This window comes from Pseudarthrobacter sp. PvP004, assembly GCF_017876035.1.
Classification (GTDB): Bacteria; Actinomycetota; Actinomycetes; order Actinomycetales; family Micrococcaceae; genus Arthrobacter; species Arthrobacter aurescens_A.
The window spans coordinates 1,908,371-1,925,431 of the sequence record NZ_JAGINL010000001.1 but is presented as its reverse complement, the minus strand read 5'-3'; the positions used below and the strand labels follow the sequence as shown (position 1 = coordinate 1,925,431).

The window sequence follows — 17,061 nt, the reverse complement described above, 5'->3', positions numbered from 1 at the left end:
ATGACGAACGTCGTAGTTCATGTAGAGACCCCTCGGTCCGGTGGCGTCAGTGGTTCAGTCGGCGGCCTATTGGCCGCTGCGGCCAAACTAGGCAATCCTCTTGCGATCGTGTCAGGGTCCGCTTCGCCCAGTAATGAAGTGATCACCCGTCTCGGACTCCTTGGAGCAGACAGGATTGTGTTCGCAAAAACACCGGACGCTGAGACCCTGCACATCACGCCGCAGGTCGAAGCTCTGGCAGCGGTGGTCAGGGAATTCCAGCCGGATGCGGTTCTGATTTCGAATTCAGCCGACGGCAGGGAAGTGGCAGGGCGTTTGGCTGCCCGAGTTGGAACGGGTGTACTCGCAGACGTGGTGGACGTCCGAAAGGAGGACGGACAGGTCGTCGCTACCCACTCGGTCTACGGCGGAAAGTACGCCGTCGATGCAGTTGTGGAAGGGCTTCCCATCCTCACTATCCGGCAAGGGGCCATCGAAGCCAAGGCGCCCGCTGACGGTGCGGCCAGCTTGATTTCCATCGAGGTAGCAGCCAATCCGCGGGCCGCGGTTGTGGTCGAATCATTTGTTCCCGCTTCAACGTCGACCCGGCCAGAGCTTCGCACTGCGGACAAAGTTGTATCCGGTGGTCTTGGACTCGGATCCAAAGGGAACTTTGTGCTGGTCGAGCAGTTGGCCGACGCGCTTGGCGCCGCCGTCGGCGCTTCTAGGGCAGCTGTGGATGCAGGCTATGTGCCACAGACCTCGCAAGTGGGGCAAACAGGTGTGTGGGTGTCGCCGCAGCTCTACGTGGCGCTGGGAATCTCAGGTGCCATTCAGCATCGTGCGGGTATGGAGACCTCCAAAACGATAGTGGCCATTAATAATGATGCAGAGGCGGCCATCTTCGACGTAGCCGATTTCGGCATCGTCGGGGACGTCTCAGCGGTGGTTCCGCAATTGCTCGACGCGCTTGGGTCCCGATCAGCGTGACCAAATCAGCAATGTCGTCAACAAAAACGTCTTCTACATCCAAGAGTGTCGCGAAGGCAAAAATATACTGGGCAGTGCCGGCAACTCTTGTGGCTGCGCTGGCCGCTGTTTTCGCCGCCAAATGGCTGATCGGGTTGGTCCCAGTCGCTGATTTTATCCGGACGTATCCTGGGCACACTGAGTTGCCCCAGGGCACCCCGGAGGGTATGCCGGGGTGGTTGTCCTGGCAACACTTCCTCAACGCGTTCTTTCTCCTGCTGATTATTCGATCAGGCTGGCAGGTGCGGACTACCACCAAGCCACCGGCCTACTGGACGCGCAACAACAAGGGCCTTCTTCGCACAAAAAAGCCCCCCACCAAAATCAGTCTGGAGCTGTGGTTCCATCTGACACTTGACTTCCTGTGGGTGCTCAACGGCCTGGTTTTCATGGTTTTGCTAGTGGTCTCCGGACGCTGGGGGCGCGTGGTTCCGACTCAGTGGGAGGTCTTTCCCAATGCTCTGTCGGCACTGATTCAGTACGCTTCGCTCAACTGGCCCACTGAGAACGGTTGGGTCAACTACAACTCGCTTCAGGTGTTGGCATACTTCACCGTCGTTTTCATAGCCGCTCCGTTGGCGCTGCTGACAGGGTTACGCATGTCTCCGGTCTGGCCAAGAGATGCCCAGACCATAAACAAGTTCTATCCCATTGATTTGGCGCGGGCAGTGCATTTTCCTGTCATGATTTTCTTTGTCGCTTTTGTTGTCGTTCATGTATTCCTGGTTTTTGCCACCGGCGTGCTAAGGAACCTGAATCACATGTATTCGGGATCGGACGATGAGGGGTGGCTGGGCCTCATCCTCTTTTCTTTGTCCCTTGTCGTCATGATGGCCGCTTGGTTTGCTGCACGGCCCCTGCTTCTACGACCCGTTGCATCCCTGACAGGAAAGATCTCCCGTTAGGCATGGTGCCTCCCGGCCCGCCGTCTGTAACTACCCCAGGACGAACTTAGCGCCATGCTGGAGATTCATTTTTCTACAAGGTTCAGCTGACGCTGCTAGTGCAACCTCAGAACCTAAATCGCAGGGGCACGTATACCTGTCTAATTGAATAGTTTTTAGAGCAAGTAACTATCTTCAATATCGCGTACTTTTGACTGTAAAATGCTTGACAGTGCGAAGAGATCTTGAGGATATTTTACTAAAGAATCAATCCAAATAACTCGATCTCAGCATCAATGGGGTCGGCTCAACTTCCCAAAGGACAACAGATGATTATTGAGCGGGACGTCAAGATTCCCCTCCGCGATGGAGTCAGGGTCGCCGCGACCCTCTATCGGCCTGACTCGTCCGCTGCATTGCCTGCGGCCCTCATTTTTGCGCCCTATCGCAAGGACGACCTCAACGCCATCGAGGATGAGTTCCAGACCGAGTACTTCGCGACAAACGGATATGCCTCACTTCAGGTGGATATGCGGGGATGCGGGGCATCAGAAGGTGTTCGCTGGGAGTCGTTCGACGGGGACGGTGAGGGCCAGGACGCCTATGATGTTGTCGAGTGGATCGCACAGCAAGATTGGTGCGATGGCAACGTGGGCATGTATGGATTCTCGTATCCAGGACGCACCTCTTTGGAGGCGGCGGCACTGCGTCCTCCCCATCTGAAAGCTATCGCTCCGATCATGCCGCCCGCTGACGCCTACGAGCTCTGGTATCCGTCGGACGTCCCAGCGCCGTACATCTCCTCGACCTGGGCTGGGTTCATGCTGGCAATGGAGCTCCTGCCGCCTGGCCGGCAGGACACTGCTGGCGCATGGCACGGCATCTGGCTCGAGCGTCTCGAGCAATTTGCGGAGCGCTCCCAAGAGTGGCGTCGCCACCCCGACCGTGAAGATCCCTACTGGGCGTCGCGAGTAATCGACTGGAGCAAGATCGAGGCGGCAACGTTCGTTATCGGCGGGTGGCGTGACCTCTTCCCCCGGGAAGTGACGTGGGGCTTCGAGGCGCTCAAGGCGCCGCGCAAGCTCATGATCGGACCGTGGGAGCATGCCCTTCCCCACGCCGCACCGCTGGGCACAACGGATCATCTCACACTGATCAAGTCGTGGTTCGACCGTTACCTGAAGAACGACACCACGGCCGTGAGCGAGGACGGTCCAGAGGTGGCCGTATGGGTATACGGGGCAGAGAAGTGGCGCTCTGAACGCGAGTGGCCGGTCGTCGAGAGAGCTGTAACCCACCCGCTCAGGTTGTCAGCGAATCACCAGCTCGTCTCTGACGAGGGGACGGCTGTGCCTCACGAGTACTCCTATCATGGTGATCCGACAGTCGGTGCCCACTCCGTGCTGTTCGACGGCTTGGGGGGTGGACTGGCAGCGGCCTTGGACCAGGGGCCTGATGATATCAAGTCGCTCACCTTCGACTCCGCGCCTTCGCCGGAGATCATCGACATTTTGGGTGTGCCGCACGCGTCTCTCTTCGTCGCGGTCGACGAAGGCAGCGAGCTCGACCTTACGGTCAAACTCAGCCACGTGGGCCCCGACGGTCGCGCCACGCTCATCTGCCTGGGTTCGGCCCGCCTAACCGAGGATGGACCGGAAGGGGCAAACTTCGTGCACGGCGAGTTTGCGCGGCTGGACGTGCCGCTGTTCCCCATTGCCTACCAAGTCCCAGCCGGTCATCACCTGCGGGTGTCCATCGCTGTAGGCGATTTCCCAAGGCACTGGCCGTCTTCTGTCACGCCGAGCATCCGTCTCGCGACCGGCGACGTGCTGGTGTCCGAGGTACGGCTCCCACTCGTCGACGACCATGTATGGGAGAGCCCGGTCCTCCCTGCACCGGACCCGACGGTCAACGTCATGCCACTCGCGCTCGAGGGCGGTTTCGTAGATCGTCGCGTCGAGACCAGCGTGGCTACCGGTGCAGTCGTAACCGAGATTGAGTCGAGAGGGTCGGCCTACCTCCCATCGGGAACCGGCGACCTTCTGACGTTCGATTCGACTTTTCGGTTCTCCGTCACTGCCAGCCGCCCAGACGCGGCGCAGGTGGACACGGACGTCACGGTCTCGATGGGGCTGGAGGGAGGGGCCAAGGTTGAGGTCCACGCCGTCACGTGGCAGACGCGGCATGCCCACTGGGCCAAAGCCACTGTCTCGCTGAACGGTTCCCCCTTCTTCGAGAGGAATTTCGCCATCTGACGGGCCTTAGTACGAAGAGCCCCTACCGCGATCGTGGACTGCTCTCCGAAAGTTGGACTGCCAAAGTCAGTTCTGACTTCCGGGGAGCAGTCTTTTGCATGCATGTAGTTTGCGGTCAGATTGCCGACTGATTCAGAGGGATCGAACGGTGCATCCCCGTGGACGGCTAGGCAGTCTCTGGGGCGCGTCTCATCAAGCTTTGAAAATTGGAGGATGCAGCGATATGACTCTAGAACATACGGCCCCTTCCCTTGCTGCTCAGGTCAGAAGCCGGGGAAATAGGTTGCAGCGTTCCGCGTCATGGAACATTGCGCACGATGAGAACATGGACTTCCGCGTGCCTGGAGCGCAGAGTCTTCATCGCGGTCTCATGCTGCTTGACCTGGTGGCCGTGATGTCGCGCGAACAGTCCGGCGGTGTCACACTGGCGGACCTAGTCAGGGTTACTGGAGCACCGAAGTCCTCGATCCACCGGATCGCAAACGCGCTCGTGGAGGCTGGCTACGTCGAGCGGACGGCGGTTGGTAACTATCGTCTGGGGCTGCATGCCCAGGTTCTTGGGCAGCTTGCCGTCGCTAACTTCGATCCCATTGTGGAGGCCTCATCGGACAGTCTCCGTCGGCTGGCGGCGCTGTCTGAGGACACCACTTTCCTTACTGTTCGCCAAGGCACCTATGGCCTCTGCCTTCGTCGAGAAGAGGGCACGGGAACTATACGGAACAACGCCATGGGGGTGGGGGACCGCCACCCTTTGGGCGTCGGGGCAGGAGCGCTGGCCATCCTCGCGAGCCTCAGCGAAGACGACGTGGATGAGGCAATCGAGAGAAATGACCAGGTGATTGCCAGGCATTACCCACTTGTGTCCGAGCCGGTTCTCCGTAAGTCGATTGGACAGGCTCGTGCGGACGGTTATGCGCTGAATCCGGGGCTCGCTGCCGTCGGCTCGTGGGCCATCGGTATCGCACTCCACGACAGCGACGGGGTGCCCCGCGCAGCGCTGAGCATTGCGAGTATCGAAGAGCGCCTCAGCGGCTCGCGACGTGACTATCTGGTTGCCGCCCTCAGGCGCGAACAAGCTCTGATTCAGGAAGCTGTCAGCGAGCAACTCAGTGCTTGATGCCGCACAGAGCCGCGGGTCGGGGGAAGTGCCACCGAAGGAGGTGCCGACACAACTTTCAGGTTATCGACGAACAGGCGCGACCGCTCGCCTCAGCAACAGGGCGCTCGTCTTAGTGAGAGGCCTTAGGGGGTGAGCGAGCTAAGGAAGTCGTTGAGGAGCTTGAACGTCTGATCAGGCTGCTGTTCGGCCAGGAAGTGCCCGGCGTCAACCGAAGATCCTCGAACGTCGCTGGCGTATTCGCGCCACACGGCAAGCGGATCGAACAGCTGCCCGACAACCCCTGCGGACCCCCAGATGATCTGTAGCGGGCACTCCACACGCTGGTCTCGGCTCTCATGGTCGTGCTCGAGGTCGATGGAAGCGGCTGCTCTGTAGTCTTCGCACATGGCGTGGATCATCTGCGGGTCGCTGAAGCAGCGCTCGTACTCGGCCATCGCCTCCGGCGCGAACACGGACGAGCTGCTCCCGAACGAGTTCAGCACGTGGTGCAGGAACTTTACCGGCGCGGGTGTGATGAGATCCTCCGGCAATGGGGCCGGCTGGATGAAGGCGAACCAGTGCCAGTAGGCCGTTGCCAGTTCTCTGGTCACATGAGAGTAGTTGTACTCGGTCGGTAGCACGTCGAGGATCGACGCCCCGAAAACGCGTTCAGGGTGGTCCAGCAGGAGCCGATGCGCTACACGGGCGCCGCGATCGTGAGCCACTACTGCGAATCGCTCGTGGTCCAACGCGGACATGAGCCGTACCTGGTCGAGCGCCATTGCACGGAATGAGTATTCCGCGTGGTCCGCACCCGACGTCGGCTTCGAGCTGTCGCCGTATCCCCGAAGATCGGCGGCGACCACCGTGAAGCTGCGCGCAAGGTTGGGCGCGATCTTGTGCCACATGGCGTGCGTCTGCGGCGCTCCGTGCAGCATTAGAACCGCTGGGCCGGTGCCTCCGACGACGCAGGCGATGTCGACGTCGCCGACGCGAATAATGTGCTCTTCAAATCCTTCAAACATCAAACGATCATGGAGGGTCCGGCCAGCGCTCGTCAACAGAATTTGCCAACAACGGACAAGTCCCCGTTCCACCCTGTGGGAGGGCCGGCAAAGACAGCTCGCTGAACGCTGTCGACGCTCCGCGAAGTGCCTGCGCGCTCGTTACGGACAGCTTTCATATTCAGTAAATTCTCCGCATTTCGAATCCTCTGCTTGGCGCGGGGTTACGTGGTTATCGGAAGCCATTTAAGCCACGTACCTGCCTTATGGTTCACCGGAACCAGCGAAAGCGGCAGGTGGCCGGCAACGTCGCTCACGCCGCGCCTCATTGCAGACAGTACGTGGTTTAAGGGGGGGCTCTTTAAGGCAGGTACATTTATGCAGTTCAACCGCGATTCCCCTGCCATTACTGCTTGACAGTGCCGTATTCGGCGGCGTTGACTACTAACTAGTTGATTCATACGTGATTCAGAACACTAGTCAGCACATCAGCACTGACGCCCGTCCACGAAACCAATTCGTGAGGCGCAGGCCACGCACATAGCAGGAGAACACCATGACGGATTCGGAGCAGTTTGATGTTGTCGTAGTTGGGGCTGGCTTTGCTGGTCTCACGGCGGCCAGGAATCTCAAAGACAAGGGCATCACCGCTGTGGTCCTGGAGTCGCGGGATCGTCTGGGGGGACGCACGTGGTATCGCAAGTTCGCCGACACCGACCAACTCATCGAGATGGGTGGCAACTGGCTCACAATGAACTACCAGCCGTTAATGCAGGCTGAGCTCGACCGTTACGACATTCCGATTGAGCTGAGCCCCGAGATGGCCGCGTCGGAGTGGCTCATCAACGGCAAACGCACCAGAGGGTTCCCCGTGCCCCTGGACGAGATCAAGTCTTTGGAGAAGGCGGTATTGCACTGCGTTCGAGCAGCTGATCGTATTGACCCGTACGCCCCTCTGGACACCCAGGGCCTGGAAGATCTGGACGTGTCGTGGGATGAATTCTTCGCCCCGTTGGACCTTCCGCGAGCCACTTGGGACTTTCTTTCCATGTTCCCGGTCTTCTACGCAGCACGGGACACCGCGTCGATGTCCGCCCTGATGCTGCTTCAGCAGTTGGCCCTTGTGGGGAACAGCCCGTGGAGCTTCTTCGCCATCGGTCACCATCGCTTCACCCACGGAACCAAGTCCATGATCGACGCCATCGCCGGAGACTGTGCTGACGTGCGGCTGAACACGCACGTGACGTCCGTGACGCAGGACGACGACGGCGTCGAAGTCACCACGTCCGCGGGAGATGTCCTCCGTGCCCGATGCGTCATCTGGACGACGCCCCTGAACTGTTGGAACGATGTGTCGTTCACCCCGGCCCTAAGCCAAGGCAAGCAGGATGCCGCAGCTGGTATTCACTCTTCGGACATGACCGTTAAGTTCTGGGCTTTGGTCGAGAAAAACGACGTCGACGCCGTGATGGCGGGGCCAAGCACCAACCGGGGCCTCGCTGTCCTGAGTCGGGAGTACGACGTCGAGGGCTCGGCCCTCAAGGTTGGGTTCTCGTGCGACCCGACTGCCTTTGACTTCAATACGGTGGAAGGTACAGATGCCGCTGTTGAAGCGCTGACTCCGGGTGCCCACGTCATCAAGAGCGATTGGCACGACTGGAACACTGACGTGCTGGCGAAGGGCTCATGGTTTGGCGCCCGACCGGGTATGTTGTCGACGACTCACTCCGAGCTTTCCCGCCCCGAAGGACGGATCCTGTTCGCAAGCAGCGACATCGCGGTCTCATTCATGGGATGGATGGAGGGTGCGCTCGAGACAGCCCACAAGGCCTCGGCCGATGCCGTTGCCCTTCTTGGGTCTCGGCCGTGAGCAACGCGACTGCGGTTTCCCCCGCATCCATGAGTCGGCCAAGCGACGAGCGAGTTCCACGTCCCGTCCTGGCCATGCTGCTGCAGCGCGTCCCGCTGGGCATCGTGACGATCTGGATCGTCACGATGATCGTGTTCGCCGCCACCCAGTTGCTGCCCGGTAACGCGGCCCTTGCGGTGCTGGGAAAGAACGCGACACCGGAACGACTGGCTGCACTGGAGAAGCAGATGGGGCTGGACCAGTCTCCGGTCGCGCAATATTGGCATTGGTTCTCGGGCCTGCTGCAAGGTGATCCCGGCCGAAGCCTGGTGAACCAGCAGACGATTTCGTCGCTCACCGGGCCGCAGGTACTGAACTCGGCTGCGCTCGTGGTGACCGCAGGCATCCTTGGAACGCTGATCGGCGTGGCCGTCGGGCTCGTTGCCGCTGTGCTCCGGGACAGCCCTCTCGATCACGCCCTGGCGGCGACCGCTCTGGCCATCCTCTCGCTGCCCGAATTCGTCATCGCCATCTTCGTGACCGTCCTGTTCTCGACCAACGTCTTCCACTGGTTTCCCGCCGTGTCGGCACTTCCGCCAGGTGCACGCCCGTGGGATCACGTCTCGATGTTGGTCCTTCCAACCATCGTGCTGGTCATCGTCATCGCCCCGTACGTCTTCAGAATGATGCGCGCTGCCACCGTTGAGGCGCTGGAGAGTGAGTACGGCGAGATGGCTGGCCTGAAAGGGCTGACAAAGCGACAGGTTCTGCTGCGACACGCACTTCCGAACGCCGTTGCCCCGACGGTGCAGGCGATCGGGCTCAATCTGCTCTACCTCGCCGGAGGCATCGTTGTGGTGGAGTCGGTCTACAACTATCCGGGAGTGGGGCAGGCACTCTATCAGGCCATCCTCAACAAGGACGTCCCGACCATCCAATTCCTCGTGACGCTGTTGGCCGCCTTCTACGTGATAGTGAACATCATCACGGACGTGCTGGCTCTGATGGCCACACCCAGAAGGCGGCTGCAGAGATGACTACCATCCAATCCCCTGAAGCAGCAGACATTGCGCTCGAAGAGGTGCCAATGGTCCGCAGGTTCGAATGGCTGAGTGTCTTGGGCAGATCATGCCAAAGCACCCGAGGCATGGTCGGGCTCGGCCTAACGTTCCTGGTCCTCGCTGTGGCGTTTTTAGGACCCCTTTTCGCTCCAGAGGAGCCCAACAAGGTGGGTGTAGTCGGCGCGTTTGCCGGACCGTCCTCCAACGCTATCTTCGGCGGGGACGCGCTGGGACGCGACGTCCTCAGCCGCGTCCTTTCCGGAGGATGGCAGATCATCGTTCTCGCTACGATCGCCACGGCGCTCGGCGTGGTGGTGGGCGCCATCGCAGGTGTCGCAGCTGCGTACCTGGGCGGCTGGCTCGACAACCTGATCATGCGAGTCGTCGACGTTGTCCTGGCCTTCCCCCAGCTGGTGTTCGCGCTGCTGCTGATCTCGGTCGCCGGGAACCAGCTGTGGCTCCTCGTCGTGGCAGTCGGCACCTCTCATGCTCCACAGGTCGCCCGCGTCATCCGAGCAGCAGCGCTGGATGTCACCGAGCGCGACTATGTCAAAGCGGTGGCAATCACCGGAGTCAGTCCCGGGCGGGTCATGCTCCGCGAAGTGCTACCCAACCTGACCACGCCCCTGATGGTGGAGTCGGGGTTACGTATGAGCTTTTCGATCATCGTGATGGCCGGACTGGCGTTCCTGGGATTCGGGTTCCAACCGCCGGACGCCAACTGGGGATACATGATCAATGAGAATCGGATCGGAGCGGCCATCAATCCGTTGGCCATCCTCGTGCCGGCCATGCTGCTCGCCATCTTCGCGATCGGTGTCAACACCTTCGCGGACGCGGTGACCCGGTCGGCGCTCAGAGTTGACCGGACGGTGCGGGCCAGCATCACGGCCGACGCCGGGTCGCCCGCTCTTGCCGTCGTCCTTCCCGCTGAGGATCAGGCTATGCCCTCGAAGGAGACGAAGACACTATGACCAAGCAGGAGCAGGACATGTCGGTATCGGTAGGGACCACGGACCCGGTCCGCGAGCAAGGCCCCGGCGGGGCCGTTGAGACGGGGAAAGGCAACATGAGGGTCACGGTTGAGAACCTCACCGTACGGATCGCGTCGAGCAAGGTCGTGATCGTCAATGATGTGAGCATCGAGGTGGCCGCAGGTGAGATCCTTGGCATCGTCGGTGAGTCCGGTTCTGGCAAGACGACACTCGGGCTGGCGATGATCGGCCACACCCGGCGTGGTCTCGAGATCAGTCACGGTGCCGTACGCCTGGACGGGCGTGATCTCACGTCGCTTCCTGCACGGAAAAGGACAGGACTATATGGAAGCGCCATGACCTACGTGCCACAGGACCCGGGAACGGCACTCAACCCGGCACGCCGCATCGGATCGCAGCTCCGGGAGATCTTGACGGTCCACGGCGTCAGCAAGCGGGAAGCCGACGAGCGTATCCGTGAGATCCTCGGCGAGGTTGGCCTCGACGGAGTCCGTCACGTACTCTCGGCGTATCCGCATCAGCTGTCGGGCGGGCAGCAGCAACGCGTCGCGATCGCCATGGCATTCGCTTGTCGTCCCGGCCTGATAGTCATGGATGAGCCGACCACGGGCCTTGACGTGACCACGCAACGCACGGTGCTGAACACCGTCCGCTCGCTGTGCTCGAAGTACGGGGTCGCAGCCATTTACGTGAGTCATGACGTCGCTGTCGTCGCGGAGCTGGCCGACCAGGTCGCTGTGGTTTACGCGGGGAAGATCGTGGAGAGGGGACCGGCCGCCCGTGTCTTCGGGTCGCCGGAGCACCCCTACACTAGAGGGCTGCTGCGCGCAGTGCCCTCTGCCGAACGTCGCACTCGACTCCGCGCGATGCCGGGTGTCAGACCTGAGCTGGGAGATCCGTCGCCGGGATGTGCCTTCGCCCCTCGCTGCTCGGTCAGTGAGAGTCGATGCCATCATGTCTCACCAGTTCTCATGGCGGTACCCGCAGGTTCTGATGGTGCGCACTCTGCTCGCTGTCTCGTCGCACCGGGCGTCGGCACGCGTGAGGCAATGGCGCTGGACCTGCGAGTGTTGGACGCGGTGGATGACCATCACGAAGAGGCAGAGTCGACCCTCGTGTTGCAGGTGTCCAATTTGTCCGCGCACTACGGGACCAAAAAAGTTCTCCACGACATCAACCTGTCAATCGGCAAGAACGAGTGCCTGGCGCTGGTCGGTGAGTCGGGCTCCGGCAAGACGACTCTTTCACGGTGCCTGGTGGGGTTGCATCGAGGGTGGTCCGGTGAGGTGCGTCTTAGCGATGAAGAGATCAAACCCGGTGTGAGCCAGCGGTCCAGCGACGCCTTGCAGCGCATGCAGTACGTGTTTCAGAATCCCTACGCGTCATTGAACCCCCGCCGGACGGTGGGTGGGCTGTTGCTGCAGCCTCTCGAGCATTTCACAAAGTTAGGCCGTCGTGAACGGAACCAGCGGGTCGTCAGCACGCTGGATGCTGTCTCGCTGCCGCGCACGTACCTGGCCAAATATCCCGATCAGCTCTCGGGGGGCGAGCGTCAGCGAGTGGCGATCGCGCGAGCCCTCGTTGTCCAGCCGCAGGTGCTCGTTTGCGACGAAGTGACATCGGCGCTCGATGTGTCCGTGCAGGCGTCCGTGATCGAAATGCTGCGAGACCTCCAGCTCGACCAGGAGTTGTCCATACTCTTCATCACTCACAATCTCCCCCTGGTCCGGAGCATCGCGCAGCAGGTGGCCGTCATGTCAGACGGTCGGATCATTGAGCAAGGCAGGACGGATTCGGTGCTGGACAACCCGCAGGCCGTGTACACGCGGCAGCTGATGGAGCACCTGCCCAGCTTCGAGGCCCCGGAACGATCGGTGGGTCTGGGATGAAGGCTCCGATCCATCTGTTAGCGAGCGACAACAGCTCGAACGCCACTATTGGCATCCCCACATCTTTGAACCGCCAGACGTATCCGATATCACCCACGCACCCGTACTACCCGAGATGGAGCACCCATGATTGAGCCGCATAACCCAAATAATGCCGGGCTATCCCGCCGCACTCTCTTTCGCTACGCAGGAACGGGGCTGGCAGCCGCAGCTGTCGCCAGCGCGCTCGGGGCCTGCGACAGCTCGGCAGGGGCTGGCACGACCACATCGACGTCCTCGCCAGTCAAGGGCGGTACCCTGCGTGCTGGCCTCACCGGAGGCGGGGCCGCCGACACATTGGACGCTGCCCTTCCTCTCAACAATATCGACTTCGCCCGGGGAGGTGCGCTCTATAATCCGTTGATCGGCATGGACAACGACGCACACGGGGTCAAAGCTCTGGCAGACCTGATTGAACCGTCCAAGGACGCCATGTCGTGGACGATCCGGCTCAAGGACGGACTGACGTTCCACAACGGCAAGCCGGTCACCGCCGACGACGTGCTGTTCACGCTCAACCGGGTCGTGTCGAACCATTACGGCGGATCGTCGGCCCTGACCCAGATCGACATGAAGAACGCCCAGAAGGTGGACAAGCTCACTGTCAAGCTGCCGTGCTTTACCCCCTTCTCGATCCTCGACCAGGCCCTGTACGCGAACGCCTACTACCTCGGCATCGTGCCGACCGACTATGACCCTAATAATCCTGTCGGCACGGGTCCGTTCAAGTTCGAGTCGTTCACGCCCGGACAGCAGAGCGTTTTCACTGCCAATCGCGACTACTGGGACAAGGCCGCGTACGTCGACTCCCTCGTGATCAGCAACTACACCGACGAGACTGCACAGCTCAACGCGTTGCAGGCCCAGCAGGTCGACCTCGTCAACCAGCTGTCCGCTGCGTCCGTCGGCGTGGCCAGAGCGGCGGGCCAAGTGCTCGTCTCGAAGGGTGGTGGCTCGACGCCGATCGTCATGCGGTGTGACAAGCCCCCGTTCAACGATGTTCGTGTCCGCCAGGCGCTTCGACTCGTGGTGAATCGTGCGCAGCTCAACAGCGTCATCTTCGAAGGAAACGCAACCGTCGGCAACGACGTGTTCGGCCTCTGGGACCCTGACTATGACACATCGATACCGCAGCGCGAGCAGGACATCGACCAAGCGAAATCACTGCTCCGACAGGCTGGTCAGTCCGACCTGAAAATCACTCTTGTGGTCGGCGACATCTCCTATGGTGCGGTGCAGACGGCCCAGGTCTTCGCGGACCAGGCAAAGCTGGCCGGAGTGACGGTGGAGATCCAGAAGGTCACCGTCACTGACTTCTTCGGCAGTAACTTCTTGTCGTGGGACATGTCGATCGACGCGTGGTACTACACCCCGTACCTGGCCATGGCCAGCTACACGACCACACCAGGTGCCCCGTACCCCGAGACTCATTTCAGCGACGAGAAGTACAACAGCCTTTACCAGCAGGCGATCGGCACGACCGATGAGAGCGCCCGCCGTGAGCTGTCTCATCAGATGCAACTCATCGACCACAACCAGGGCGGATACATCATTCCGCAGTTTGCGGCATCGATTGATGCAGCCGGCAAGTCGGTGGGCGGGCTGACCGCCTCCAAGACGGGCCTGTCGTTCGGCAACTTCGACTTCAAGTCCCTGTGGGTGGCGTGACCATCGCTGCGGCGCCGGCCGCTCTCCGTATTCGTCCAGACGCTGAGGGCGACACAGTTGACGCGTTCTCGGATGAGGACTGCATCCAGTGGCTGTGGTCCGAGCATCACAGCCCCGACGGCTCGCGATCTCACTGCCCATCGTGTAACAGAGTCCGGCGTTTCCACTTGGTCCGCGGACGAAGCTGCTACAGCTGCGACAGTTGTGGGCATCACGTATTCCCACGGGTCGGCACGATCTTCGAACGTTCGAGGGTGCCGTTGCGCGTCTGGTTCGCCGCCATCCATGCGCTGGAAATGGACCCTGACCTGAACGTCAATGCCTTGGCCCAACGCCTCGGCATCACGGACACCCGGGCCAAGCGGGTGCGTGACCGGCTCGTCGCGGCGACCGGTGATGCCGAGCGTCGGGAACTGGAGCGTATAGCCAACACCGTCCGCGACTGGGACCAACAGTGGCACAGCCAAGGGAGAGCCCGGCCCGCGCACGGTGTCACAGACACTGATCTCACCCGCCTCAAGATCCTTGAGGCAACAGTTCAGGTCATCGTTGCACGCGGTTACTCCGAGGTCCGCGTCAGCGATGTAGCACTTCAGGCAGGCGTCTCGACTGCTACGGTGCACTACCACTTCGAGACCAAGTACGAGCTGCTGTTCGCGGCACTGAGCAACGCGATGCGTGGCTGGTTCGAGGGCGGCAGTTTCGACGAGGATGGCTCTGCGATCACGAACCTTGGCGCCGCCCTGCGGCACGCGATCGTGGCTTCACCGGACCGGGTGGACCAGATCGTCTGGATGGACTTCTCGCGTCTCGCACTCCGTGACGCCCGCTGGGCGGCACGGCTCGAGGAACTATGCCTGCAGTGGGACAGCCAGCTGCGAGGCATCATCCAAAGCGGTGTAGATGACGGGGTCTTCCGATGCATCGGCACGGTGGATGACGCGGTCATGCGAATCCAGGGGCTCATCGATGGTCTAGCCGAGCGGGTGATGCTCGCTTACAGCGATTCGCCGGCCCCGCGCGTATACCGCCTCGTTGCTGAATCCACGGCCATCGAGCTCGGCATCGATTCCGGGGAGCTGCTCGAGGCCATCCACAACACCCCTCCCCAGGACTTCCCCTCCTCCCTGACCTATCAAACGCCGAAAAGGAACGAACCTTGACAATCGCACGAGGTACCTATCCCGCCACCGAGTTCACCGCATCGGCAGACGACGTAGTCGACGTGGTTGTCATCGGCTCCGGCCCTTCTGGAGCAACCGTGACCAAGGAGCTAACCGCCATGGGCTTTCACGTGGTCTGTTTGGAGCAGGGCCGATGGATCGACACCCACGAGTACACCGGAACGCGAGACGAATATGAGCTCTCGACCTACGGGCGTTGGCACAGCAGCTCGAACGTCAGGGCCATGCCGGAGGACTACCCACTGAACCTGGCCGACAGCGACGTGTCACCGGTCATGTACAACGCCGTTGGAGGCGGCAGCATCCATTTCGGAGCTTACTGGCACCGATACATGCCCAGCGACTTCAAGTTGCGTTCCCTCTACGGGGTCGCCGATGACTGGCCCATCTCCTGGGAGGACCTGGCACCGCACTACGATGCGGTCGATAAAGACTTCGCCGCCGCCGCGATGCATGGAGACACGGCCTTTCCGGTGACGGGGGGCACGACTCTTCCTCCCCACCCGATCAATGACTACGGGAGGCTGTTCGCCCAGGGCATGAATGCCAAGGGCTGGCACTGGTGGCCGGCGTCGAACGCTATCGCCAACACCAACACCAAAGGATTGGTACCGTGTGTTCGTCTGGGAGTCTGTGAAGCAGGATGCCCCAATGGTTCGAAGGCAAGCGTCGACATCACACACTGGCCTATCTCACTGAAGCAGGGTGCAACGTTGGTAACTGGCGCCCGGGTTCGTGAGCTGACGGTCGACAAGGACGGGCTGGTCAACAGCGCCATCTTCCTCGACAACAACGGCCGTGAACATCGCATCAAGGCCGACTTGTTCGTTATGGCCGCGAACGGAATCGGCACCAGCCGGCTGCTCCAGCTTTCGACGTCGTCTCGTTTTCCGGACGGCCTGGCCAACACCAGCGGTTTGGTCGGGAGGCGCCTGATGCTGAATCCCACCGCCATGGCGGTGGGCGTGTTCGACCAGGATCTGGCCAGCTGGTTCGGGCCGGCGGGCAACACAGCGCACTCCTTCCAGTTCGGCGAGACCGACGCGTCGCGTGGGCACGTCCTCGGGGCGTCCTGGGGGACCAGCGCCGCAGGCGGGCCCGTGGCCGCGTACTCCCTGTCGACGGCGGCAGGAGGGGCGCGCGCCGGGGCGGGCATGATGGACGGCGTTCGCAACATCCTTGGCCGATCAGTGCTCATGTCGATCTGCACGAGCGACCTGCCGAACGAAAACAACCGAGTGACTCTCGATCCGGTGCTGACAGACTCCCACGGCATCCCGGCGCCACGTATCGAGTACACCAAGGACCAAAACTCCAAGGACCTCATCGAGTTTCACCTGGATCGTGCCACCGAGGCTCTCGAGGCGGCCGGTGCGGTCCAGGTGCTTCGCTATCCCGAGATGCCGGATCAGCCGGGACACATCCTCGGCACAGCGCGCATGGGCACTGATCCGACAAGGTCCGTAGTCGACGGGTACGGGCGCACACACGACGTGCCGAACCTCTTCATCGTCGATGGCAGCGTCTTCCCCTCGGTCGGCACTGTCGGCCCGACCAACACCATCAGCGCATTTGCCCGGCGTACCGCCCACCACATCGTGGACAACGCGATGGCGACTATGGAAAGTGAGATTGCGTGATGGACGACCTCGACCACGGGCTTAGCGAGGCCCAGCGAGCCACCCTCCACTCGCTGGCTGAGATCATCACGCCGGCGACCCCCGGTTTTCCGTCAGCAGCGGAGGCCGATCCGAGCGGAGCAGTGCTGGACATGGCACTGGCAGAACTTGTCCGGGACCGTACCGCAATCGTGGCCTACGTGGATGCTGTCGCCCACTTGTGGGGCAAGGGCGTCCAGCAGGATCTTGAAGCGCTTGAGGCGATCGACCCTGCTGGTTTCGCCGTGGTGTGCGATCTGCTCGTCGGGCGCTACCTGTCCTGCCGAGCGGTGTGGAGGCTGTTGGGCTATCCGGGCCGGGTGCCGGCGCCCCCTGCTCAAGGAGAGGTCGAGCTCTACCTCAGGGACGACCTTCTGGCGCCGGTCGTGGCTCGCGGCCCGATCTATACGATGCCCCCGGGCTGACGCCCGTGGTATGAGACGACCAACCAACCCTCGATAACGCCTC

13 protein-coding genes are annotated in these 17,061 nt (G+C 61.5%); 12 read left to right on the top strand and 1 reads right to left on the bottom strand.

Annotated features, from left to right (window positions below):
* From J3A64_RS08710 to J3A64_RS08695, 4 genes are all read left to right on the top strand, one after another.
* Positions 1 to 969 carry an electron transfer flavoprotein subunit alpha/FixB family protein gene (locus J3A64_RS08710; RefSeq protein ID WP_210064096.1) on the top strand — a complete coding sequence of 323 codons (969 nt, stop codon included), beginning with the start codon at positions 1 to 3 and terminating at the stop codon, positions 967 to 969.
* An 11-nt stretch (positions 970 to 980) separates the two neighbouring features.
* Positions 981 to 1,913 carry a cytochrome b/b6 domain-containing protein gene (locus J3A64_RS08705; RefSeq protein ID WP_210066100.1) on the top strand — a complete coding sequence of 311 codons (933 nt, stop codon included), beginning with the start codon at positions 981 to 983 and terminating at the stop codon, positions 1,911 to 1,913.
* 308 nt (positions 1,914 to 2,221) lie between these two features.
* The gene (locus J3A64_RS08700) at positions 2,222 to 4,147 is read left to right on the top strand and encodes a CocE/NonD family hydrolase (RefSeq protein ID WP_210064095.1); all 1,926 of its coding nucleotides are present in this window, start codon (positions 2,222 to 2,224) and stop codon (positions 4,145 to 4,147) included.
* 325 nt (positions 4,148 to 4,472) lie between these two features.
* Complete coding sequence (locus tag J3A64_RS08695; RefSeq protein WP_286176236.1) at positions 4,473 to 5,264, top strand: IclR family transcriptional regulator; 792 nt, start codon at positions 4,473 to 4,475, stop codon at positions 5,262 to 5,264.
* Positions 5,265 to 5,389: 125 nt separating this feature from the next.
* Here the strand turns inward: J3A64_RS08695 and J3A64_RS08690 are convergent, their stop codons facing one another.
* Positions 5,390 to 6,271 (bottom strand): alpha/beta fold hydrolase, encoded by an 882-nt coding sequence (locus J3A64_RS08690; RefSeq protein ID WP_210064093.1) that lies wholly within the window; start codon positions 6,269 to 6,271, stop codon positions 5,390 to 5,392.
* Between the two features lie 535 nt (positions 6,272 to 6,806).
* Here J3A64_RS08690 and J3A64_RS08685 point away from each other — a divergent pair.
* From J3A64_RS08685 to J3A64_RS08650, 8 genes are all read left to right on the top strand, one after another.
* Positions 6,807 to 8,120: an NAD(P)/FAD-dependent oxidoreductase gene (locus J3A64_RS08685; protein WP_210064092.1), complete on the top strand. Its 1,314-nt coding sequence runs from the start codon at positions 6,807 to 6,809 to the stop codon at positions 8,118 to 8,120.
* A 74-nt stretch (positions 8,121 to 8,194) separates the two neighbouring features.
* Complete coding sequence (locus tag J3A64_RS08680; RefSeq protein ID WP_210064091.1) at positions 8,195 to 9,136, top strand: ABC transporter permease; 942 nt, start codon at positions 8,195 to 8,197, stop codon at positions 9,134 to 9,136.
* Entirely contained in the window at positions 9,133 to 10,134 is a 1,002-nt protein-coding gene (locus tag J3A64_RS08675) for an ABC transporter permease (protein ID WP_210064090.1), read from the top strand. Before J3A64_RS08680 ends, J3A64_RS08675 begins: the two co-directional genes overlap by 4 nt.
* A gap of 17 nt (positions 10,135 to 10,151) precedes the next feature.
* On the top strand, positions 10,152 to 12,044 hold the full coding sequence (locus tag J3A64_RS08670) for an ABC transporter ATP-binding protein (protein WP_210064089.1): 1,893 nt from the start codon (positions 10,152 to 10,154) through the stop codon (positions 12,042 to 12,044).
* Positions 12,045 to 12,170: 126 nt separating this feature from the next.
* Positions 12,171 to 13,751 (top strand): ABC transporter substrate-binding protein, encoded by a 1,581-nt coding sequence (locus J3A64_RS08665; protein ID WP_210064088.1) that lies wholly within the window; start codon positions 12,171 to 12,173, stop codon positions 13,749 to 13,751.
* A gap of 254 nt (positions 13,752 to 14,005) precedes the next feature.
* Complete coding sequence (locus J3A64_RS08660; RefSeq protein ID WP_210064087.1) at positions 14,006 to 14,914, top strand: TetR/AcrR family transcriptional regulator; 909 nt, start codon at positions 14,006 to 14,008, stop codon at positions 14,912 to 14,914.
* The gene (locus J3A64_RS08655; protein ID WP_210064086.1) at positions 14,911 to 16,575 is read left to right on the top strand and encodes a GMC family oxidoreductase; all 1,665 of its coding nucleotides are present in this window, start codon (positions 14,911 to 14,913) and stop codon (positions 16,573 to 16,575) included. The genes J3A64_RS08660 and J3A64_RS08655 overlap by 4 nt, the downstream gene beginning before the upstream one ends.
* The gene (locus J3A64_RS08650) at positions 16,572 to 17,018 is read left to right on the top strand and encodes a hypothetical protein (protein WP_210064085.1); all 447 of its coding nucleotides are present in this window, start codon (positions 16,572 to 16,574) and stop codon (positions 17,016 to 17,018) included. The genes J3A64_RS08655 and J3A64_RS08650 overlap by 4 nt, the downstream gene beginning before the upstream one ends.
* The last annotated feature ends 43 nt before the right edge of the window (positions 17,019 to 17,061 follow it).